The sequence below is a fragment of the Oceanihabitans sp. 2_MG-2023 genome, from assembly GCF_030547245.1.
Classification (GTDB): Bacteria; Bacteroidota; Bacteroidia; order Flavobacteriales; family Flavobacteriaceae; genus Oceanihabitans.
The window spans coordinates 455,326-476,127 of record NZ_JAUOQT010000004.1 but is presented as its reverse complement, the minus strand read 5'-3'; the positions used below and the strand labels follow the sequence as shown (position 1 = coordinate 476,127).

The following is a 20,802-nucleotide window of genomic DNA, read 5'->3' as shown; positions in this document are numbered from 1 at the left end:
TGCTTTCACGAACCTTGCTTCCACTTGTGGTGCTGGTGGTACTATTACTGTAATCTATACGGTATCGGATGATTGTGATAACGAAACTACACTGACTGCGACACTTACTCTTGAAGATTCTATTGGTCCAGACCTAACGGCTTGTACGGTTGTAGATGAAACTATAGAATGTAATGGAACAGATAATGAAACCATTGCTAACGATTGGAATGCTGCTAACATATTAGCGCTTCAATCTTGTGGTACAGATAGCTGTGATACAGATGCTGTATTTGATGTAACTTCTGATTATGTATTTACAAACCTTACTTCTACTTGTGGAGCTGGTGGTACTATATTAATTACCTATACCGTAGCAGATGATTGTGGAAATGAAACCATACTTACTGCAACGCTTACTCTAGAAGATTCTATTGGTCCAGACTTAACAGCTTGTACGGTTGTAGATGAAACGATAGAATGTAACGGTACAGATAATGAAACCATCGCTAACGATTGGAATGCTGCTAACATATTAGCGCTTCAATCTTGTGGTACAGATAGCTGTGATACAGATGCTGTATTTGATGTAAATTCTGATTATGTATTTACTAATCTTACTTCTACTTGTGGAGCTGGTGGTACTATCCTAGTTACGTATACCGTAGCAGATGATTGTGGAAATGAAACCATACTTACTGCAACGCTTACTCTAGAAGATTCTATCGGTCCTGATCTTACAGCTTGTACGGTTGTAGATGAAACTATAGAATGTAACGGTACAGATAATGAAACCATCGCTAACGATTGGAATGCTGCTAACATATTAGCGCTTCAATCTTGTGGTACAGATAGCTGTGATACAGATGCTGTTTTTGATGTAAATTCTGATTATGATTTCACAAACCTTGTAGCTTCTTGTGGTCTTACTGGTTCTATAGAAGTTACTTATGTTGTAAAAGACGATTGTGGTAATGCTACAACACTTACTGCTGCACTTACTATAGTAGATAATACAGCTCCAGATGCAACTAATTGTGTAACCGATCAAACATTAGATTGTGATGGAGAAAATAATGAAGCAATTGCAGACCAGTGGAATGCAGACAACATTGCAGCTCTTGAAGCGTGTGTTACCGATGGTTGTGATTTAGACTTTACGGGTCAAATAACTTCAGATTATGACTTTACTAATTTATCTTCTGCTCCAGGATTAGGCGGTATGCTTGATGTAGAATATATAATTACAGATGATTGTGGTAATGAAACAGAAGTTTATGCTATGTTAACACTACAAAACAATTCTGTTAGTGCAAACAACATAAGTTTATGTAATACGGATGAATTAGAAGCACAAGTTTATGACTTATTTGATTTATTAAATGGTTACTATGATGATAGTGGTACCTGGGAAATTATTTCTGGTGATGCTGAAATTATTGATGGTCATTATTTCGATCCATTAAGCATAACTCTTGATGGAGAAAATGTTGGTGTAACTATTGAATTTAGTTATACGGAAAATAATTCGGCTTGCCCTACATACGTTGAAGCTTCTATTGAAGTCCATAATAGATGTTTTGTTTTAAACTGTGGTGAAGATGATGTAGAAATATCGAATGCCGTTACTCCTAATGGAGATCAATACAACGAGTTCTTTGAGGTAACTGGTATAGAACTTTGTAATTACGTTGTAGATGTAAAAATATTTAACCGTTGGGGAGCTTTAATTTATGAATCTCATAATTATCAAAACAATTGGGCTGGAACAGCACATAACAACTCTGTTGGAGGATCGAATACAGTTCCTGATGGTACATATTATTACATAGTGACATTAAAAGAAAGTGGAATTGATCCTATAAATGGATATATCTACGTAGGAACCAAATAATAAAATATTAACCTATGAAACTTATAAAAAACTATATTGTTGCATTTGCGTTATTAAGCTGTACAGTTGGGTTATCTCAACAGTTGCCGCAGTTTACACAATACATGTATAATACAATATCAATTAATCCAGCTTATGCTGGAAGTAGAGAAACGCTAAGTGTTGTTGGTCTGCATAGAAGTCAATGGGTTGGCTTTAAAGGAGGGCCTATTACACAAACACTTTCTGCACATACACCGCTTAGAAATGAAAAAATTGGTGTTGGTTTATCTTTAATAAATGATAAATTAGGCTATCAAGATTTCTCCTATATATATGGCGATTTTTCATATACTATTAATACTGGAGAAAAAACAAAATTAGCTTTTGGTTTAAAAGCTGGTTTTACACAATATAGCCTTAGTGCAACATTAAGAGGTAATGAACCTGACGATCCATCTATTTATGGTGTTGAAGACAGATGGAGCCCAAATATTGGTGTTGGTTTATTTTGGCATACACAAAAATGGTATTTAGGATTATCTGCTCCAAGAATTTTAAATACAGATTATAATAAAGAAGGAAACTCAAGCGGAGTGCAATATGAAGCTTTAGAACGAATTAGTTATTATTTTACTGGAGGTTATGTGTTTAATTTAAGTGATAATACAAAATTCAAACCAGCTGCTTTAATTAAAGCTACCAATGGAGCTCCTTTATCTTATGACCTTACTGCAAACTTTTTGTTTCATGAAAAACTTTGGTTAGGTGCTTCATATAGAATTAATAATTATACTTCAGCTATTGGAGGATTAGCAGATTTTCAAATTTCAAAAGAAATAAGAATTGGTTATACTTACGAATATCCTATATCTGATATAAATGCATATACTGGAGGTACTCACGAAATCTTATTAATGTTCGAAGTATTCAAAGTAAAACGTATTAAATCACCGAGATATTTCTAAATAGATATTCAGATAAATCAACATAAATTTATTACATGTTAATTTATTTCTGACAGTTAAAATGAAAAAGATATACAGATGAAAACAAAAGTTATATTAATACTATTAGTTCTTTGCAATACCATGCTTTTCGCACAAGTAAAAGTTGCAGATAACTTTTTTAGAGACTATGCGTATATAAAAGCAAGTGAACTATATGAAGCTGCTGTAAAAAAAGGAGATAGTAGTGAACATGTTTTAACAAGAATAGGAGATTGTTATTACAATAATTCTAATTCTGAAAAAGCCGCAATGTGGTATGGAAAAGCGGTTAATAAATACAAGAATATTAACCCTGAATTTATTTATAAATATATACAATCTTTAAGAAGTTTAGGTAAATATGAAGATGCTAATACCTGGATAACTAAATTCAAAGAATTACAAACAAGTGATAAAAGAGCCGAAGATTTTGAAATCATGGATCTCGCAAAATACCAAGAATTATCTTCTACCGAAGGAAAATATGTTGAGTTTTCTCCTTTAGCGATAAATACTGAATATTCCGAGTTTGGTGGTTATCTTCATGAAGATACTTTTTATTATGCCTCTACTAAAGTATCTGGAGAAGGAGGTTCTGGAAAAATTTACAAATGGAATGAAGAACCATATTTAGATATTTTTTCAGGAACAATTAATAATGAAAAAGAAGATGCAAGTATTGAAGATATAAAAGCGCTTACCAATGAGATAAATTCCGAATTCCATGAAGCGACAGTTGCAATTACCAATGATGGTAAAACAATGTACTTTACTAGAGATAATATCAATAATCGTAAAAAGATTTCTTATGATGATGAAGGCACCTCATATTTAAAAATATACAAAGCTACTAAATCGGGAGATTCATGGAGTAATGTTGTTGCACTTCCAATTAATGATAAAATATACTCTACAGGTCACCCTGCTCTAAGTGCAGATAACAAAATATTATATTTCGTTTCCGATCGTGAAGGTGGTTATGGAGGAACCGATATATATAGTGTAGAAATTAGAGGCGATAATGGTTATGGTAAACCTGAAAATTTAGGTGAAAAAATTAATACTCCTGGTAGAGAAATGTTTCCTTATGTTGCTAAAGACAGTACCTTTTACTTTTCATCAGATGGACATATAAGTTTAGGTTTATTAGATATTTTTAAATCTAATTTAATTAAAGCTAAAGTTAAAGACTCTATAAAAGAGCCTGAAAACATGGGAGCTCCTTTTAATAGTAGATTTGATGATTTTGCTTTCTTTATTGATTCTGACAAAGAAACCGGTTTTCTATCTTCTAACAGAGAAGAAGGAAGTGGTAGCGATGATATATATCAATTTGGTTCTTTCCAATGTAAACAAGTAATCAAGGGTGTTGTAAGAGATGAAATAACCTCTTTACCAATTCCTGAAGCAAAAGTGAAACTTTTAGACGAAACTGGAAAAGAACTTGAAGAAATAATTTCTGATGAAAATGGAGCATATGAATTTGAAGTCGATTGTGAAAAAAAATATACTTTAATTGGTAGCAAATTAGATTATAGAGAAGATATACAGGAAGTGGAAACAACTGATGTTCCGGAAGAAGAACAAGTACAAGATTTATTATTAACACCTTTTATTGTGAATAATGAAATTGTAATTAACCCTATTTTCTTCGATTACGATAAATCTAACATCAGACCAGATGCTGCTTATGAGTTAGAGAATATTGTAACTGTAATGAAAAATCATCCGAAAATGCATATTAAAATTGAAGCGCACACCGATAGTCGTGGTCGTGATGCTTACAATGAAAAACTATCTGACAAAAGAGCAAAATCAACAAGAGATTATATTATTTCTAGAGGAATTACTTCTAATAGAATTGATAGTGCAATTGGTTATGGAGAGTATCAATTACTTAATGAATGTGCTAATGGTGTAAAGTGTTCTGAAGAGAAACACCAAGAAAACCGAAGATCAAAATTCATTATTACCAACGAATATTAAATATAGTATAAGGTGTTATTTTATATTTTTTTATAAAATGGTCCTAACAACATCATATACTAAAAAAAGCCACTCTAAAAGAGTGGCTTTTCATTTATTTGACAATCTCATTAAATAGAAACGATAATCTATTACATCGCTCCTAATTAGGTTAGATTCGATTTATATTAAAAGGACAATAATCAATTTAAACTTTAATATAACCTTTATCTAAACAGAGCAAAGATTACAATCAATAATAAAAAACTAGCATTAAATACAAATGTACTTGTATAGATAAAACAAAAAACCACTCTTAAATAGAGTGGTATTAATCTATATTAAAAAAGTAAAGTTTATTTTTTTACAAATATATTAGTAAAATACCAATACCCATTTTCATCTTGTTCTGCAGATATATCAAAATGTGTATAATCTCCTTCTATAGCTCCTCTATGGCTTTCACTATTAATCCAAGCGTTCACCACAGAAGCAGGACTACTATAACCATAAGCTACATTTTCTGAAACTCTATTTGCACCAGCATATTCTCTTAAAAATGCACTTCTTTGCGAAAAGTTATCATGAGAAATATTGCTAGTTTCTACCATATAATCTGTATGAACATAGGCTTGAGATTTAATTAAGTCTAATCCTTCGAGAACACTTAGGCCTTGCTCTATTCTATAATCATTAATAAGTTCTAGAATTTCAATTTCAATAACTTTGGTTGCGGGAACAACATATTCGCTATTTACATCATTTACTTCATGATCATTATTTTCTGTTGAACACGAAAAAGTGGTAAACAAAATAATTAATGCCATAAGCCATAGAGTAGGTTTTTTCATGGTTAGGTTTCTTTAGATTTGGGATTATAAATATACAAACCAAGTCTAAAAAAAATGTTAACAAAATGTTAAAATCGATAAAACACATGCATTTCATCGATTTTTAATACACATAATCGACGAAATGTAATTAAATCACATAAAAATATGTTTTTTATCGATTTTTTATGGAGATAATCTATTTTTAACCCAAAAATATTCTTTATCTAAAACATATCGTATTCTATCATGTAATCTATTTGCTCTGCCTTGCCAAAATTCTATTTCAATTGGTTTAATAATATATCCTCCCCAAAAATTGGGACGTGTTATTTCTTTACCTTCAAAATCTACTTCTAACTTATTTAATTTTTGTTCTAAAATATTCCTATCGGTTATTACCTCACTTTGGTTGGAAACTAAGGCTCCTAGTTGACTTCCTCTAGGTCTAGATTCAAAATAACCATCACTTAAATTAGCTGCAATTTTTTCAACTTTTCCTTTAATAATTATCTGTCTTTCTGCGGCTTGCCAAAAAAATGAAATACAAACATTTGGGTTATTAGCAATTGCTTTTCCCTTTTCACTATTGTAATTGGTGTAAAAAATAAAACCTTCGTACGTATATTTTTTTAATAGCACTACTCTACTTTTGGGATAACCATCTATACCAATTGTAGATAAAGTCATCGCGTTGGTTTCATCTTCAGGAAAATGTTTATCGACTTCATGAAACCATTTTTGAAATAACTCCATTGGATTTTCTGGAGTATCTATTAGTAGTAGTACTCCTTTTTCGTAAGATTTTCTGTAATTTCCTAGGTCTTTTTCCATAACTGCAATTTACACGTTTTTTAAATATTTTAGAATCGCTTCATCCAACTTTATTAAAGATTTAATAAAATATAAAAAATTGATTTTATAATTAAATTATGTAAATTCGTCAACCCTAAATTCTTAAAATGAGATTTGAAGATTCTTCATTAAGCAAACAATATACATATACAAAAGAAACACTTGATTTTGGTGTTTTTTATTTTTTTGATAGTTTCATGATTTCTGAAATGAACTATGGCATACATTTATGTTGGAAAAAAATTCAACAAATAATTAAACTTATCCAAAATCATTATGGATTAGATTGCAAAATTGGATATATTTCTAATAAAGTAAATTCCTATTCTTATGATCCCAATCTTTGGGGTAAATTTTACAAAGAATATGATTTCTTAATTGCTAGTGTATCTGTGTATTATTCGGATATTAATTATATTAATGCTACATTAGAAAAACAATTTTCTAAAAAAAGTATAAAACGTTCCGATTCTATTGAAGAAGCAGTTTCTTGGGTTTTAAATTTAGAAGAACTAAAAGAGAGCAATTAAAACTCAAAAAGTTTTCCATCTTCTGCTAATTCTACATTTTCAAAAATAGCATTTGCTTCTGTTTTAAAATCCTGAATGTCATCGTATCTAGTAGAATAATGGCCAAGAATTAAAGTGCCTACATTGGCTTTATTCGCAATAGATGCTGCTTGTTTAGCTGTGCTATGTTTTGTTGGTGCGGCAAGGCTTTCATTTTTTTCTAAAAAAGTAGATTCGTGATACAAGACATCTACCTCTTTAATTATAGGAATTATAGCTTCAGAATATGCGGTATCGCTACAAAAAGCATAAGTTTTAGGTTTATTAGCTGGCTTAGTAACTTTAGTGTTATCTATTAAAATGCCATCTTCATTTTCTACATCAAAACCCTTTTTTAATTTTCTATAATAGGCAACGTTAATATTGGCCTCTTCGACTTTACTTATATCCAGTTTACGCTCCCCTTCTTTTTCTTTAAATAAAAAACCGTTAGTATATATTCTATGATCTAGTGGAATAGTATGTACTTCTACAAGATCATCTTCAAAAATAATTTCAGAAGTTGTTCCATTTAGTTCATGAAAAATTAACGGAAAATTAGTCCATGATTTAGCGATTTTCATTTGAAGCGTAATAATTTCTTTTAAGCCTTTTGGAGCATAAATATGTAATTCTGTTTCGCGAGTAAGTAATCTAAAAGTAGAAATAAGCCCTACTAAACCAAAGAAATGATCACCATGTAAGTGCGAAATAAAGATATGTTTAATTCTATTAAACTTTACTTTATGTTTACGCAATTGTACTTGAGTTCCTTCGCCACAGTCTATTAAAAACATATGGTTATTAATTTCTAGTACTTGAGCTGTAGGATTGGTGTTTACCCTTGGAGTTGCACTATAACAGCCTAAAATGCGTAGTTTCATTAAAAAAGTGATGCTTTATTTTTTGTTAATTCTTTTAAACTAGAATCAACAAAAAAATTAGAAACCTAAATCGCGTTCCATTTCTTCCATTTCTATAATATCATGCGCTTCTTGTAATGTTGGCACTACAATTATTTCGTCTGGAGTTTCGTTAAGGTTTATTTTATCTGTTACAATGACAAAAGATTTTTTTTCTTTTCTATGTGTATTTGATATTTGTAAAAACTCAACAATATTTTCTAATGTAATTGGGTTTATACTCGTTAAATTTACAATTATATTATCGTTTTTAAATCTTTCATATAACACATTTAGCTTTTTGACTAACTCAATTATTGAAGCTTTTTCTTGGGTTATAATCGTTATGTTTTCTTCTTTATCAAAAATCATAATTTACTGTTTTATTTTAGAAGCTAATAAATAAATTACTGCCATCCTAATAGCTACACCATTTTGTACTTGATCTAAAATAATGGCTTGTTTAGAATCTGCAACATCACTAGTAATTTCTACTCCTCTATTTATTGGTCCAGGATGCATAATGGTTATTTCTTTATCTAAAGCATCTAATATATTTTTATCTACTCCAAACTGTTGTGCATACTCTCTAGTTGTAGGAAAGTAGCTAATATCCATTCTTTCATTTTGTACGCGTAACATATTTGCTACATCACACCAATTTAAAGCTTTTATTAAATCTGTTTCTACTTTTACACCAAGCTTATGTATGTACTTTGGTATCAATGTTTTTGGCCCACAAACCATCACATTTGCACCTTGTAATTGCAATGCAAAAATATTGGATAATGCCACTCTACTATGCAAAATATCACCAACTATAACTACATTTTTACCTTTTACTTCTCCAAATTTTTCTCTTATAGAGTATGAATCTAATAGTGCTTGTGTTGGATGTTCATGCGCACCATCTCCTGCATTTATAATACTTGCATTTACATGTTTAGATAAAAATACTCCAGCTCCAGGATTAGGATGACGCATAACTACCATATCTACTTTCATAGAAAGGATGTTGTTTACTGTATCTATTAATGTTTCTCCTTTTTTAACTGAGGATTGTGCTGCAGAAAAATTAATAACATCTGCAGAGAGTCTTTTTTCTGCTAGTTCGAAAGATAATTTGGTACGTGTAGAATTTTCAAAAAATAAATTAGCTATAGTAATATCACGAAGAGAAGGCACTTTTTTAATTGGTCTGTTTATCACTTCTTTAAAATGATCTGCAGTTTTAAAAATGAGTTCTATATCTTGTTTGTTAAGATATTTAATACCTAATAAGTGATTTACACTTAACTCGCTCATATTGTTGTATTTTTCTCTCTTTAGTAGCAGTATTTAGCGTACTAATATTTTAATTTAAATTCTAATTACTAATTAAATACACGGCATCTTCACCTTCATTTTCTACCCAATTTACTTTCACTTTTTCGTTATTTATAGCATCTACTTGTCTGCCTCTATAATCTGGTTGAATGGGTAAATGTCTACTAAAACGCCTATCAATTAGTGTTAATAGTTCTATTTCTGTTGGTCTACCAAAAGATTGAATTGCTGTTAAAGCAGAACGGATGCTTCGACCTGTAAATAATACATCATCAATAAAAACTACTTTTTTATCTTCAACTACACAGTCCATCTCTGTAGCGTTAGCTTCTAAAGGTTTATCACTTCGTCTAAAATCATCTCTATAAAAAGTGATATCTAACTGCCCAGATTGTAAGTTTTTAATTTTATAATCCTCTTTTAGTAAGGTAATTAGTCTATTTGCTAAATACTTACCTCTAGGTTGAATACCTATTAAAACAGTATTAGAAAAGTCTTTATGATTTTCAATAAGTTGACAAGCCAATCGATGAAGAATGATGTTTACCTCTTTTTCGTTAAGTAACACTTTTTGACTCATAGAATATCCAAACGTATTTGGTAAACAAAGTTACGGTAAAATTTTAGAAGTTGAAAGACTAATTATATGTATTAAAAAAGCCTCATATTTCTAAGAGGCTTTTTTAATTAAATTATTAACCTTTATTTTTTGATAAACTTTTTAGTGGTTTGTACGCCATTCACTTTTATACTTATAAAATAGACTCCCGTATGTAATTTGGTAACATTAATAGCATTGTAATTTACAGAATATGTATGGTTTAAAATTTTTCTTCCGTTTAAATCAAATATTGCAACCGATGCTTCCTTTAAAGGATTAGATTCTATTTTTAAATAGTCAGTAACTGGATTGGGATATATTTTAATTTTAACTTCATTAAAAGTAACAGTAGATAAAGTAACATTAGACTCTAAATAATCTGGTATTTCATTACTATTAGTATCATCATCTAAAGGAGAACCATTATTATTATAATCTTCATTTATGGTTAAAACACCATCGCCATCATCATCATCATCTTCGAAGTTTTTTAAACCATCGTTATCGGTATCGTCATCATTAATATTTCCATTTCTGTTTGCATCTTCTCTAACATTATCAATTCCATCTGCATCATCATCTACAGGAGTACAAGTAGTAATATTTAAAATATAATCGAAGATATTAACTTCTGTATTTACTGTGTTTTTTACTTTGCTATATATGTAAGTATCTGTACTAAATGTAAAAACCGGATTAATAGGATTTAAATCATCTACAGCATCTTGGTAAGACAAGTGGTATGTAACTGTTAATTCATTATCGTACAAACCACAAAGCAGTGTATTATAGATTCTCCCTTCTGTTTGGTATAAATTATTTAAATATGCTGTTTCTACTCCGTCATTATCTACATCACAAAAATCGAATTGATATTGGCCATTTGGAGGTGGTGGGCAACAAGTAAATACATTTAAAGCAATAGTAATTTGCGAAGTTGCATACGTTGCGTTTACTGTGTTACTTACTCTTGCGTATACCGTTTCATTATTGGAAGTGTACGTATAAAAACGAGTTAATGGATTTATGTTATTTTGCGCATCTACTAAAGAATTATGATAGGAAACTTCTACATCTACTTGATGTCCTTTTACTGTAGTATTAAGTATAAACAAATCTATACAATCTGTATTATCAAAATTAATAAAAGTGGCATCATAAGCAACGGTTTGCGCATGTATAATTAAACTGTAAAAGAAGGCAAAAAAAAGAAGTACTTTATATTTCATAATCATTTAGTTATATGGATAAAGGTATAAAAAAAACCTCTCCAAAAGGAGAGGCTTTTATTTATAAAAAATTTCAGGAAAGACTATGCTTTTCCGTCTAATTTATCTTTAAGTGCTTGTAAAGCTTCATTAGCATCTCCTAAAGTAGGTTTTGCTTCAGCTGCTTGACTTGCTGCTTTTTTAACAGCTTCTTTTACATTCTTGATTTCTTCTTCTCTAAAGATAGCAGTATGCGAAGCAACTACTCTTTTAAATTCTTTATTAAATTCGATAATCTTGAATTCTGCTGAATCTCCTTTTTTAAGTTTCTTACCATCTTCTTTTTCAAGGTGACGAGAAGGTACAAAGGCAACGATATCTTCATTAAATTCGATAGTTGCTCCTTTGTCTACAACTTCTGCAATTTCTGCAGTATGTGTAGTACCTAAAGCGAATTCAGTTTCGTATTTATCCCAAGGGTTTTCTGTTGTTTGTTTATGACCTAAAGATAATTTACGTCCTTCAACATCTAACTCAAGTACAACTACATCTAATTTATCTCCAACTGCACAAAACTCCGATGGATGTTTGATTTTCTTAGTCCAAGATAAATCTGAGATGTAAATTAATCCATCAATACCTTCTTCTAATTCTACAAAAACACCAAAGTTTGTAAAGTTACGAACTGTTCCTGAGTGTTTAGAACCTACAGGATATTTAGTTGTAATGTCTGTCCATGGATCTGGAGCTAATTGCTTGATACCAAGAGACATTTTTCTATCTTCTCTATCTAAAGTTAAGATTTGCGCTTCAACAACATCTCCAACAGATACGAAATCTTGAGCAGAACGTAAATGTGTAGACCAAGACATTTCACTTACGTGAACTAATCCTTCAACACCTTCAGCAACTTCAACAAAAGCACCGTAATCTGCAATAACTACAACTTTACCTTTTACTTTATCACCTACTTTTACTTCTTCTCCTAAAGCATCCCAAGGATGTTTAGATAATTGTTTAAGACCTAATTGAATTCTTGATTTGTTTTCATCAAAATCAAGGATTACAACATTTAATTTTTGATCTAACTCAACAATCTCATTTGGATGATTGATTCTAGACCAAGAAAGATCTGTAATATGAACTAATCCATCAACTCCTCCAAGATCAATAAATACACCATAAGAAGTAATGTTTTTAACAACACCTTCTAGTACTTGACCTTTTTCTAATTGACCAATAATTTCTTTCTTTTGTACTTCAATATCCGCTTCAATTAAAGCTTTATGAGATACTACTACGTTTTTAAATTCGTGATTAATTTTCACCACTTTAAATTCCATAGTTTTATTTACATACTGATCGTAATCTCTAATTGGCTTCACGTCAATTTGAGAACCTGGTAAGAATGCTTCAATACCAAATACATCTACAATCATTCCACCTTTAGTTCTGCATTTTACAAAACCGTTTACTATTTCACCAGTGTCATGTGCATTGTTTACTCTATCCCAAGCTTTAATTACACGAGCTTTTCTGTGCGATAATACTAATTGACCAGTTGCGTCTTCACGAACATCAATTAATACTTCTACTTTATCTCCTACTTTTAAACCTGGATTGTAACGAAATTCGTTTAATGAAATTACACCTTCAGATTTTGCGTTGATGTCAATAATTGCATCACGATCTGAAATGTGAATTACTTCACCTTCTACTACTTCATCATCTAAAGTATCTACGAAATTTTCGGATACTAATTTTTCAAATTCTTTTAATTGAGAATCTTCAACCTCATCAATACCTTCTTGGTAATTGTGCCAATTAAAATCTGCTAAGAATTTTTCTGGGTTTGCTTGTGCTTCAGAAACTTGAGGAGTTTCTTTTACTACTGCTTCCGTTGCTTCAACTTCCGCTTGTTTTGCTTTTTCAGCCATTAAATTAATTTAATAATGTAATTGTTTAATTTAAACGTCTTTACATTATGTTTTGTATTCTGTTATGTTTTAAGAAATGAAATGCGAGAACACACAGAAGTGTTAAAATTGTTTTATTTTATCCCTTTTATATTTCTACTATTCGCTAAAAGGAGTGCAAATTTACAATTATATTTTTGATTCTCAAATGTTTTCTAGTTGAAATTGAAGTTGTAATTTAGAAAAATAATCCATCTTAGCTACTTCGCTAAACGGAAGGAAGAACAATTCTACTTTAGCGGAATTCGTTAGGTTAAAAAAACGAAGTTTTTAATCTATAATAAACCTAATTTATAATTTAAGATTTTTAACTACTCAGAATCCTTCAAAGTCATGTTAACTAGATCTAAAACTTTATTAAATTGTTCTTCTAAAGAAAGGTTCGAGTTATCTATTTCTACAGCATCATCTGCCTTTACTAATGGCGAGTCTTCTCTATGCGAATCTATATAATCGCGTTCTTGTACATTATGCAGTACATCTTTGTAAGAGACATTATCGCCTCTATTGATAAGCTCATCAAATCTACGTTGTGCTCTAGTTTCGGCAGAAGCAGTCATAAATATTTTTAATTCAGCATACGGAAAAACTACGGTTCCAATATCTCTTCCGTCCATTACTACGCCTTTATCTTTTCCCATTTTTTGCTGTTGTTTTACCAATTGGTAACGTACTTCTGGAATGGTTGCTATTTGGCTTACAAAACTGGATACTTCGAGTGTTCTAATTTGTTTTTCAACATTTACACTATTTAAATACACCTCCGCAAAGCCTAATTTTTCATTAAATAAAAAGCTGATATTAATTTCTGCTAGCTTTGCAACTAAAGCTTCTATGTCAAAATGGTTTTCATCAATAAAATCATGTTGCATTGCATATAGCGTAATAGCTCGATACATTGCTCCAGAATCTACATAAATGTAACCCAAATGTTTTGCTATTTGTTTTGCTACTGTACTTTTTCCTGTGGATGAAAATCCGTCGATGGCTATGGTAATATTATTCATATAATAAATTAGAGATGTCTAAATTATTTTTTATTGTAAATCAATTTGTAAACCGAAAAAGTTAGCATTTGCTGCACTTGTATATTTAGCGTGTGTATAACTAAAACGCAATTTGTTTAATTTGATTGAAATTCCTGCAGATAATCCAGAAAAGTTTCTTTGTTCAACAATTCTAAGTTCTTCTGCTCTTCTAAAGTTATAACCAAATCTAACTTGAAAACCTCCTTCTGGAAACAGCTCTGCTCCTATTATTGTATGACGTAAAACTTGATTAAAAAAACCAACTTCTTCTTGCGTTTGGTTTCCTTCTAGATCTGTTGTAGCTCTTGCTGGGTTTGAAGCTCCTATTGGCCATTTCTGCAAATTCTCGAAAGTTAAATGCCAACGTATTGGAACAAATTCTAATGTTTGCGACATACCAAAGTCTACCTCAAAGGGTAAAGGTTCATTTTGTCCAGCATAGGTAGTAATTTGTAATCCAGCATTTCTAAGAACCAATGTTGCTTGAAACTCTATGTCTTCGTTTATATAAATTAAGCCTGCATCTATAGCAGCTCCAATAGAGCTATATTCTTCTAGTTTTGATGTGATTAATTTTATATTCCCTCCTAAATAAAAATTGGAATATCCTATTTGTCTTGCATGTCCAAACGAGACTGCTGCTTCATTACCGGAAAAGGAGGAAGTAGCATTACCTTGTTCATCATAACCATCAAAACTTCCATAATTAATATAAGTAACTCCTACATGATAGGTTAGATTTCTTCTATCTACAGTATATGCATATGCAGCAGTACCATAGTTTACACCTCCTAAATAGCTAGAATAATTTACCGCTAATTGATTATCCATATCTAAATTAATAGTAGCTGGATTAAATATAGCTTGCGTTACATCGTAATCTACGTTAGTTAACACTTTTCCTCCAAGCGCTGCTTGACGAGGGGAAGACACCAAGTTTAAAAATTGGTATGTTGTTTCTCCTCCTAATTGCGCATTAGAAGTAACAAAGTACAAAAGACAAATACAAGTAAAATATTTCTTAACCATAAAGATGCAAAGTAACTAAATCTATCTTAAAACGTAGATATAAGAAATATATTTTTATTGAAGCTTTAACTTTTGCCCAATACTTAGATTATTGGATTCTAAATTGTTTAATTTTTTAAGGACATCTACTGATATATCATGCCTTTTAGCAATGTTGTACAAGTTGTCACCTTTTTTAACTGTGTAAAAAGAATTTAAAGAATTTTTAGTGGAAGCCTTCACATTTTCAATAATTTCTTCTGTATTTTCAATTTCTTCTGCTTTTTTAGTTACTTCTGTTTCCTTTACAACAGGACTAGATGTAACTACAGTAGGTCTATTTGTAGGAGCAGCATCTAAACCAGTTGGTGTTTGACCTGGACTCAACTTTGCTATAATTGTAGCTTCTTCTTGACTAATAACAGGGCTACTAGATTTTACTACTATTTTTTTAATGATTTTAAGTTGCTGACCAATACTTAATTTAGAATTAGATAATTTATTTTGTTTTATTACCTCTTCCTTGCTTAAACTATAGAGTTTTGCAATTTTAGAAATCGTTTCCTTTTTGGCTACATCATGTGTTTTTATATCTGTATAAATAACACCATTATTAGTAGTCTCTAATTTAGTTGCATCTGTTTTTGCATGTTCTAAAAAAACATATTCTCCTGTTTTAGTAGAAAGGAATGCTTCTTTTCCTTCTAGATTTATAGGAAGAAATTCTTCTTTAGCTTCTGCTTCTTGTGCAAAGGAAGCAAACGAAACGAAACAAGTTAAAATAAAAATTAGAGACCTCATAATTACAGTTTTTTATAATTCTTAACTTTAGAATTTGTTATTGCAATATCGATAACATCTTTCATTTCTGAAACATAATGGAAAGTTAATCCTTTTAAATAATCTGGTTTAATCTCCTCGATATCACGTCTATTATCTTCGCAAAGTAATATTTCTTTTATTCTTGCACGCTTAGCTGCTAGAATTTTTTCTTTAATTCCGCCAACAGGTAATACTTTTCCTCTTAACGTAATTTCACCAGTCATTGCTAAGCTCTTTTTTACTTTACGTTGCGTAAACAAAGATACTAAAGAAGTTAACATAGTAACACCAGCACTTGGTCCATCTTTTGGTGTAGCTCCTTCTGGTACGTGAATATGCACATTGTATTTAGCAAAAACTTCTGGATTAACTCCTAATTCTTCTGCATTTGCTTTAATATATTCCATCGCAATGGTTGCAGATTCTTTCATGACTTTACCAAGGTTTCCAGTAATGGTCATTGCTCCTTTTCCTTTAGAAAGAATGGATTCTATAAATAAAATATCTCCTCCTACTCTAGTCCAAGCTAATCCTGTAACTACTCCTGCTACATTATTATTTTCGTATTTATCTCTTTCTAGTTTTGGTCCCCCAAGCACAGTAATAATATCTTCGTTAGATACTTTTACATCGTATGCTTCTTCCATCGCAATATTTTTGGCTGCATAACGCACCATTTTTGCAATTTGCTTTTCTAAACTACGAACACCAGATTCTCTTGTATATCCTTCCACTATTTTTTCTAATTGCGGCTTTCCTATTTTAAGATGCTTGTCTGTTAAACCATGTTCTTTTAATTGTTTAGGTAATAAATGACGTTTTGCTATTTCTACCTTTTCTTCAATAGTATAACCTGTAACATTTATAATTTCCATTCTATCTCTTAAAGCAGGTTGAATGGTAGATAAACTATTAGAGGTTGCAATAAACATGACTTTAGAAAGATCGAAGCCCATTTCTAAAAAGTTGTCATAAAAGGCACTATTTTGTTCTGGATCTAACACTTCTAACATTGCAGAAGAAGGGTCCCCTTGATGCGAATTAGAAAGCTTGTCTATTTCATCTAAAACAAAAACCGGATTTGCAGTTCCTGCTTTTTTCAAACTTTGAAGAATTCGTCCTGGCATTGCACCAATATACGTTTTTCTATGTCCGCGAATTTCTGCTTCATCACGTAAACCACCAAGTGACATACGTACATATTCTCTACCTAAAGCTTCAGCAATAGATTTCCCTAAAGATGTTTTACCAACTCCAGGAGGTCCATATAAACAAAGAATTGGGGACTTCATATCTTTTCGCAATTTAATAACTGCAAGATGCTCGATGATACGTTGTTTTACATCATCTAAACCATAATGATCTCTATCTAATATTTTTTTAGCTCTTTTTAAATCAAATTTATCTTTAGAAAAATCATTCCAAGGCAAATCTAAAAACAGATCAAGATAGTTACGTTGTATGGAGTATTCTGCAACTTGCGGATTCATACGTTGCATTTTAGCTAATTCCTTTTTAAAATGCGCTGCAACTTTATCATCCCACTTTTTAGTTTTAGCACGAGTACGCATTTCTTCTACTTCTTCTCCAGACGAAACACCACCACCAAGTTCTTCTTGGATCGTTTTCATTTGCTGGTGTAAGAAATATTCGCGTTGTTGTTGGCTCATATCACTTTGAACCTTTAATTGAATATCATTTTTAAGTTCCAATTTTTGAAACTCTAAATTCATATATTTTAATGTTGCAAGAGCACGTTCTTTTAAATCATTATTTTCTAATAAAAGTTGTTTTTCTTTTACAGAAAGATTCATATTAGACGATACAAAGTTTATTAAAAACGAATTGCTTTCAATATTCTTAATTGCAAAAGAAGCTTCGCTTGGTATGTTTGGGCTATCTTTAATTATTTGTAAAGCAAGCTCCTTTATAGAATCTATAATAGCATCAAACTCTTTATTCTCTTTTGCTGGTTTAGCTTCAGGAACTTCACGAATGGTAGCATTCATGTAAGGTTCTTCTGTTATAACTTCTGCAACTTTAAAACGTTTTTTACCTTGAATAATCACTGTTGTATTACCATCTGGCATTTTTAAAACACGTAAAATTCTAGCAACAGTTCCAGTCTCGTGTATATCTCCTGCTTTGGGATCTTCTACACTTTCATCTTTTTGAGCAACAACTCCAATAACTTTACTTCCTTTATTGGCATCGTTAATTAACTTGATCGATTTATCTCTACCTGCTGTTATTGGAATTACAACTCCTGGAAACAAAACCGTGTTTCTTAAAGAAAGAATTGGTAAGGTTTCTGGTAGTTTTTCTTTATTTATTTCTTCTTCATCTTCAGGTGTCATTAATGGAATTAACTCTGAATTTTCATCAAAATCCTGTAATGACAAACTGTCAAGGCCTAATAAACTTGATTTTTTCATATATATATTTAAGTCATAATGTCATTAATTAAAATAATAACAAAATGATTTTTGTTTAAAATTAATACTATTTTTTAACTTACTACAATGAATACCAGCGTATTGCTATCATTTCTCTAGTATTCATTCTATACATTAAAGTCAATTAATATGCCAATAGACAGAAAAAATAGAAAGTTTTTATTTGTAAACTGTAACAGTTTATCTTTATGCGTATCTATACTATAACAATTTGATTTAATTTTTTTGACACTAACCAACCAAAATATCGAACAGCTCATAGCGCTATGTAGATCTAACAACCAATTTGCGCAATTGGAGATTTACAATAGGTACTATAAAGCAATGTTTAATGTAGCATATAGAATTGTAAAAGATAGATTTGAAGCAGAAGATATTATGCAAGATTCTTTTCTTTCGGCTTTTACAAAACTAGACACTATAAAAGATACAATGACTTTTGGTGCTTGGTTAAAGCGAATTGTAATTAATAATAGTATTTATCATTTTAATAAAAATAATAAGTATCAAGACGTTCCTTTAGATGATGTATTGTATAAAATGGAAGACAATGATGGTATTTCTAGTGATTACGAGTTTACAAACTTAAAAGCGCAACAAGTTTTAGAGACTATGAAATTACTAAAAGACAATTACCGAATTGCGCTAACATTGCATCTTATTGAAGGATATGATTACGAGGAAATAAGTGGAATTATGAATCTTACTTATGCAAATTGTAGAACAACAGTTTCTCGAGCAAAAGAAAGCTTAAGAAAAAAATTAGAACTAGTAGAAAATTAATAAAGATGAAAAAAGACAATTTAGATACACTCTTTGATAATTTAAAAGATGATTTTGATGTAGAAACTCCTACACTAGATCATGAAAAAAGATTTTTAAAGAAACTAAACAAGCAAGAAATTGCATATACATCTAAACCAAAAAATAATTTTTGGAAACCTTTTCTTGGTATTGCTGCCACATTAGCAATTTTAGTTACTGTTTTTGTAACTACACAACAAGAAGAAGCGGTTAATGATCTAGCAAGTATTTCTCCCGAAATGGCAGAAACACAAAATTTCTTTACTAATGCAATTGCAAGTGAATTAACAAAAATAGAACAAGAATCTAATCCAGAAACAAAATTATTAATTGCAGATGCAATGATGCAAATGCAACGATTAGAAAAAGAATATCAAGGCTTAAAAGAAGATTTATCGGAAAGTGGCGAAGACAAGCGCGTTATCTATGCCATGATTAGCAATTTTCAAAACAGAATTGATATTCTACAAAACACATTATCACAAATAGAAAACATTAAACAATTAAAGAATAATTATAATGAGAACAGCACAACTATATAAAACCCTTATAGCTTTTATGCTATTACCAATGTTACTTGTTGCAGGTACAAACCCTGTTCATATAGGAAAACATACCAAAGAAAAAGTAATAAAAAAAGAATTTAATGTTACTCCAGATGCTACTTTAAAAGTAGATAATAGTTATGGTAATTTAGACATTATTACTTGGGAAGAAAACCGAATAGTCTTTGAAGTTACCATAACAACAAATGGTAATGATCTAGAAAAAGTACAGGAAAAATTAGACGACATCTCTGTTAATTTTGAAGCTTCTTCTAACCAAGTTTCTGCAAAGACACTTTTTAACAATAGTAAATCTAGCTCTTGGTGGAAATGGAATAAAGGCAATAGCGTTAATATGAAGATTAATTACGTAATAAAAATGCCTATTACCAATAATGTAAACCTATATAATGATTATGGCAATATTAATCTAGATAAATTAAAAGGCAATACTGCAATTAATTGCGATTACGGAAAAATTACTACCAAAGAACTTTTAGGAGACACGAACAATATCAATTTTGACTACTCTAATAATTGCTATTTTGAATACATTAAAAAGGGAAAAATAAACGCAGATTATAGTGGCTTTACAGTAGCAAAAGCTAAAGATTTAGATATTATTGCAGACTACACAAAATCGGTTGTCGAAATTGCAGAAGATGTTACTTACGATTGTGATTATGGATCTATTTATATTGAAAAAGCAAATAATATAAAAGGAGATGGCGATTATCTTACAACTAGAATAGGAGATATTTACAAAAACCTAACTATTAATGCAGATTATGGTTCTATAAAAATTGAAAACATAACTGCAAATGCAAAAAATGTTAATATAGTATCCGATTACGTAGGAATAACTATTGGCTATCATCCTAACTATAACTTTAACTTTAATATAGATTTAGAATATGCTTCATTAAGAGATTATGAAGGATTAGAATTCACTAAAAAAAGAATTGAATCTACAGACAAATATTACGAAGGTTATAATGGGAATACAAATTCTGGAAACACACTTAGCATATCCTCCGATTACGGAAGCGTAACACTAAAGAAAAATTAATAAATAACAATCATCCAT

Annotated in this window: 19 protein-coding genes; 7 read left to right on the top strand and 12 right to left on the bottom strand. The window is 30.6% G+C overall.

The window, feature by feature from the left end:
* The 3 genes from Q4512_RS11575 to Q4512_RS11565 form a co-directional block, all read left to right on the top strand.
* Positions 1 to 1,873: gliding motility-associated C-terminal domain-containing protein (locus Q4512_RS11575; protein ID WP_303424667.1), on the top strand; the 1,873-nt coding region annotated here is incomplete at its 5' end.
* Positions 1,874 to 1,887: 14 nt separating this feature from the next.
* The gene (locus tag Q4512_RS11570) at positions 1,888 to 2,820 is read left to right on the top strand and encodes a type IX secretion system membrane protein PorP/SprF (RefSeq protein WP_303424666.1); all 933 of its coding nucleotides are present in this window, start codon (positions 1,888 to 1,890) and stop codon (positions 2,818 to 2,820) included.
* A gap of 78 nt (positions 2,821 to 2,898) precedes the next feature.
* Positions 2,899 to 4,827, top strand: a complete 1,929-nt coding sequence (locus tag Q4512_RS11565) for an OmpA family protein (RefSeq protein ID WP_303424664.1) — start codon at positions 2,899 to 2,901, stop codon at positions 4,825 to 4,827.
* A gap of 335 nt (positions 4,828 to 5,162) precedes the next feature.
* Here the strand turns inward: Q4512_RS11565 and Q4512_RS11560 are convergent, their stop codons facing one another.
* Entirely contained in the window at positions 5,163 to 5,657 is a 495-nt protein-coding gene (locus Q4512_RS11560; protein WP_303424662.1) for a CAP domain-containing protein, read from the bottom strand.
* Between the two features lie 165 nt (positions 5,658 to 5,822).
* Positions 5,823 to 6,470, bottom strand: a complete 648-nt coding sequence (pdxH, locus tag Q4512_RS11555; protein WP_303424661.1) for a pyridoxamine 5'-phosphate oxidase — start codon at positions 6,468 to 6,470, stop codon at positions 5,823 to 5,825.
* Between the two features lie 128 nt (positions 6,471 to 6,598).
* Here pdxH and Q4512_RS11550 point away from each other — a divergent pair, with 128 nt between their 5' ends.
* Positions 6,599 to 7,021: a hypothetical protein gene (locus Q4512_RS11550; RefSeq protein ID WP_303424659.1), complete on the top strand. Its 423-nt coding sequence runs from the start codon at positions 6,599 to 6,601 to the stop codon at positions 7,019 to 7,021.
* On the opposite strand, the gene Q4512_RS11545 is transcribed toward Q4512_RS11550, so the two are convergent.
* The 10 genes from Q4512_RS11545 to lon form a co-directional block, all read right to left on the bottom strand.
* Positions 7,018 to 7,923, bottom strand: a complete 906-nt coding sequence (locus Q4512_RS11545) for a ribonuclease Z (RefSeq protein WP_303424657.1) — start codon at positions 7,921 to 7,923, stop codon at positions 7,018 to 7,020. The two genes, Q4512_RS11550 and Q4512_RS11545, sit on opposite strands and share 4 nt — an antisense overlap.
* Positions 7,924 to 7,980: 57 nt before the next feature.
* Positions 7,981 to 8,313 carry a ribonuclease Z gene (locus Q4512_RS11540; RefSeq protein ID WP_303424656.1) on the bottom strand — a complete coding sequence of 111 codons (333 nt, stop codon included), beginning with the start codon at positions 8,311 to 8,313 and terminating at the stop codon, positions 7,981 to 7,983.
* Between the two features lie 3 nt (positions 8,314 to 8,316).
* Positions 8,317 to 9,246, bottom strand: a complete 930-nt coding sequence (locus Q4512_RS11535) for an aspartate carbamoyltransferase catalytic subunit (protein ID WP_303424654.1) — start codon at positions 9,244 to 9,246, stop codon at positions 8,317 to 8,319.
* 61 nt (positions 9,247 to 9,307) lie between these two features.
* A complete protein-coding gene (gene pyrR, locus Q4512_RS11530; RefSeq protein ID WP_303424652.1) occupies positions 9,308 to 9,847 on the bottom strand; it encodes a bifunctional pyr operon transcriptional regulator/uracil phosphoribosyltransferase PyrR in 540 nt (179 codons plus the stop codon).
* Positions 9,848 to 9,969: 122 nt separating this feature from the next.
* A complete protein-coding gene (locus Q4512_RS11525) occupies positions 9,970 to 11,097 on the bottom strand; it encodes a T9SS type A sorting domain-containing protein (protein ID WP_303424650.1) in 1,128 nt (375 codons plus the stop codon).
* 83 nt (positions 11,098 to 11,180) lie between these two features.
* Complete coding sequence (rpsA, locus tag Q4512_RS11520; RefSeq protein ID WP_303424649.1) at positions 11,181 to 13,013, bottom strand: 30S ribosomal protein S1; 1,833 nt, start codon at positions 13,011 to 13,013, stop codon at positions 11,181 to 11,183.
* A 350-nt stretch (positions 13,014 to 13,363) separates the two neighbouring features.
* Positions 13,364 to 14,059, bottom strand: a complete 696-nt coding sequence (cmk, locus tag Q4512_RS11515) for a (d)CMP kinase (RefSeq protein ID WP_303424647.1) — start codon at positions 14,057 to 14,059, stop codon at positions 13,364 to 13,366.
* 30 nt (positions 14,060 to 14,089) lie between these two features.
* On the bottom strand, positions 14,090 to 15,109 hold the full coding sequence (gene porQ / locus Q4512_RS11510; protein WP_303424646.1) for a type IX secretion system protein PorQ: 1,020 nt from the start codon (positions 15,107 to 15,109) through the stop codon (positions 14,090 to 14,092).
* Positions 15,110 to 15,163: 54 nt separating this feature from the next.
* Positions 15,164 to 15,889, bottom strand: a complete 726-nt coding sequence (locus Q4512_RS11505) for a LysM peptidoglycan-binding domain-containing protein (RefSeq protein WP_303424644.1) — start codon at positions 15,887 to 15,889, stop codon at positions 15,164 to 15,166.
* 2 nt (positions 15,890 to 15,891) lie between these two features.
* Positions 15,892 to 18,345 (bottom strand): endopeptidase La, encoded by a 2,454-nt coding sequence (lon, locus tag Q4512_RS11500; protein ID WP_303424642.1) that lies wholly within the window; start codon positions 18,343 to 18,345, stop codon positions 15,892 to 15,894.
* Positions 18,346 to 18,591: 246 nt separating this feature from the next.
* Here lon and Q4512_RS11495 point away from each other — a divergent pair, with 246 nt between their 5' ends.
* The 3 genes from Q4512_RS11495 to Q4512_RS11485 are packed head-to-tail and all read left to right on the top strand — an operon-like array spanning position 18,592 to position 20,784.
* The gene (locus Q4512_RS11495) at positions 18,592 to 19,149 is read left to right on the top strand and encodes an RNA polymerase sigma factor (protein ID WP_303424639.1); all 558 of its coding nucleotides are present in this window, start codon (positions 18,592 to 18,594) and stop codon (positions 19,147 to 19,149) included.
* Positions 19,150 to 19,154: 5 nt separating this feature from the next.
* The gene (locus Q4512_RS11490) at positions 19,155 to 19,712 is read left to right on the top strand and encodes a hypothetical protein (RefSeq protein ID WP_303424638.1); all 558 of its coding nucleotides are present in this window, start codon (positions 19,155 to 19,157) and stop codon (positions 19,710 to 19,712) included.
* Positions 19,690 to 20,784 (top strand): hypothetical protein, encoded by a 1,095-nt coding sequence (locus Q4512_RS11485; protein ID WP_303424636.1) that lies wholly within the window; start codon positions 19,690 to 19,692, stop codon positions 20,782 to 20,784. Before Q4512_RS11490 ends, Q4512_RS11485 begins: the two co-directional genes overlap by 23 nt.
* Positions 20,785 to 20,802: the final 18 nt, after the last annotated feature.

What these genes read in the sequence shown, in the direction of transcription:
- lon (WP_303424642.1), bottom strand. Translation starts at nt 18,345, where the DNA reads ATGAAAAAATCAAGTTTATTAGGCCTTGACAGTTTGTCATTACAGGAT.
- Q4512_RS11545 (WP_303424657.1), bottom strand. Translation starts at nt 7,923, where the DNA reads ATGAAACTACGCATTTTAGGCTGTTATAGTGCAACTCCAAGGGTAAAC.
- Q4512_RS11490 (WP_303424638.1), top strand. Translation starts at nt 19,155, where the DNA reads ATGAAAAAAGACAATTTAGATACACTCTTTGATAATTTAAAAGATGAT.
- Q4512_RS11560 (WP_303424662.1), bottom strand. Translation starts at nt 5,657, where the DNA reads ATGAAAAAACCTACTCTATGGCTTATGGCATTAATTATTTTGTTTACC.
- pyrR (WP_303424652.1), bottom strand. Translation starts at nt 9,847, where the DNA reads ATGAGTCAAAAAGTGTTACTTAACGAAAAAGAGGTAAACATCATTCTT.
- Q4512_RS11485 (WP_303424636.1), top strand. Translation starts at nt 19,690, where the DNA reads ATGAGAACAGCACAACTATATAAAACCCTTATAGCTTTTATGCTATTA.
- rpsA (WP_303424649.1), bottom strand. Translation starts at nt 13,013, where the DNA reads ATGGCTGAAAAAGCAAAACAAGCGGAAGTTGAAGCAACGGAAGCAGTA.
- Q4512_RS11565 (WP_303424664.1), top strand. Translation starts at nt 2,899, where the DNA reads ATGAAAACAAAAGTTATATTAATACTATTAGTTCTTTGCAATACCATG.
- cmk (WP_303424647.1), bottom strand. Translation starts at nt 14,059, where the DNA reads ATGAATAATATTACCATAGCCATCGACGGATTTTCATCCACAGGAAAA.
- Q4512_RS11570 (WP_303424666.1), top strand. Translation starts at nt 1,888, where the DNA reads ATGAAACTTATAAAAAACTATATTGTTGCATTTGCGTTATTAAGCTGT.
- Q4512_RS11525 (WP_303424650.1), bottom strand. Translation starts at nt 11,097, where the DNA reads ATGAAATATAAAGTACTTCTTTTTTTTGCCTTCTTTTACAGTTTAATT.
- Q4512_RS11535 (WP_303424654.1), bottom strand. Translation starts at nt 9,246, where the DNA reads ATGAGCGAGTTAAGTGTAAATCACTTATTAGGTATTAAATATCTTAAC.
- Q4512_RS11505 (WP_303424644.1), bottom strand. Translation starts at nt 15,889, where the DNA reads ATGAGGTCTCTAATTTTTATTTTAACTTGTTTCGTTTCGTTTGCTTCC.
- pdxH (WP_303424661.1), bottom strand. Translation starts at nt 6,470, where the DNA reads ATGGAAAAAGACCTAGGAAATTACAGAAAATCTTACGAAAAAGGAGTA.
- Q4512_RS11540 (WP_303424656.1), bottom strand. Translation starts at nt 8,313, where the DNA reads ATGATTTTTGATAAAGAAGAAAACATAACGATTATAACCCAAGAAAAA.
- Q4512_RS11550 (WP_303424659.1), top strand. Translation starts at nt 6,599, where the DNA reads ATGAGATTTGAAGATTCTTCATTAAGCAAACAATATACATATACAAAA.
- porQ (WP_303424646.1), bottom strand. Translation starts at nt 15,109, where the DNA reads ATGGTTAAGAAATATTTTACTTGTATTTGTCTTTTGTACTTTGTTACT.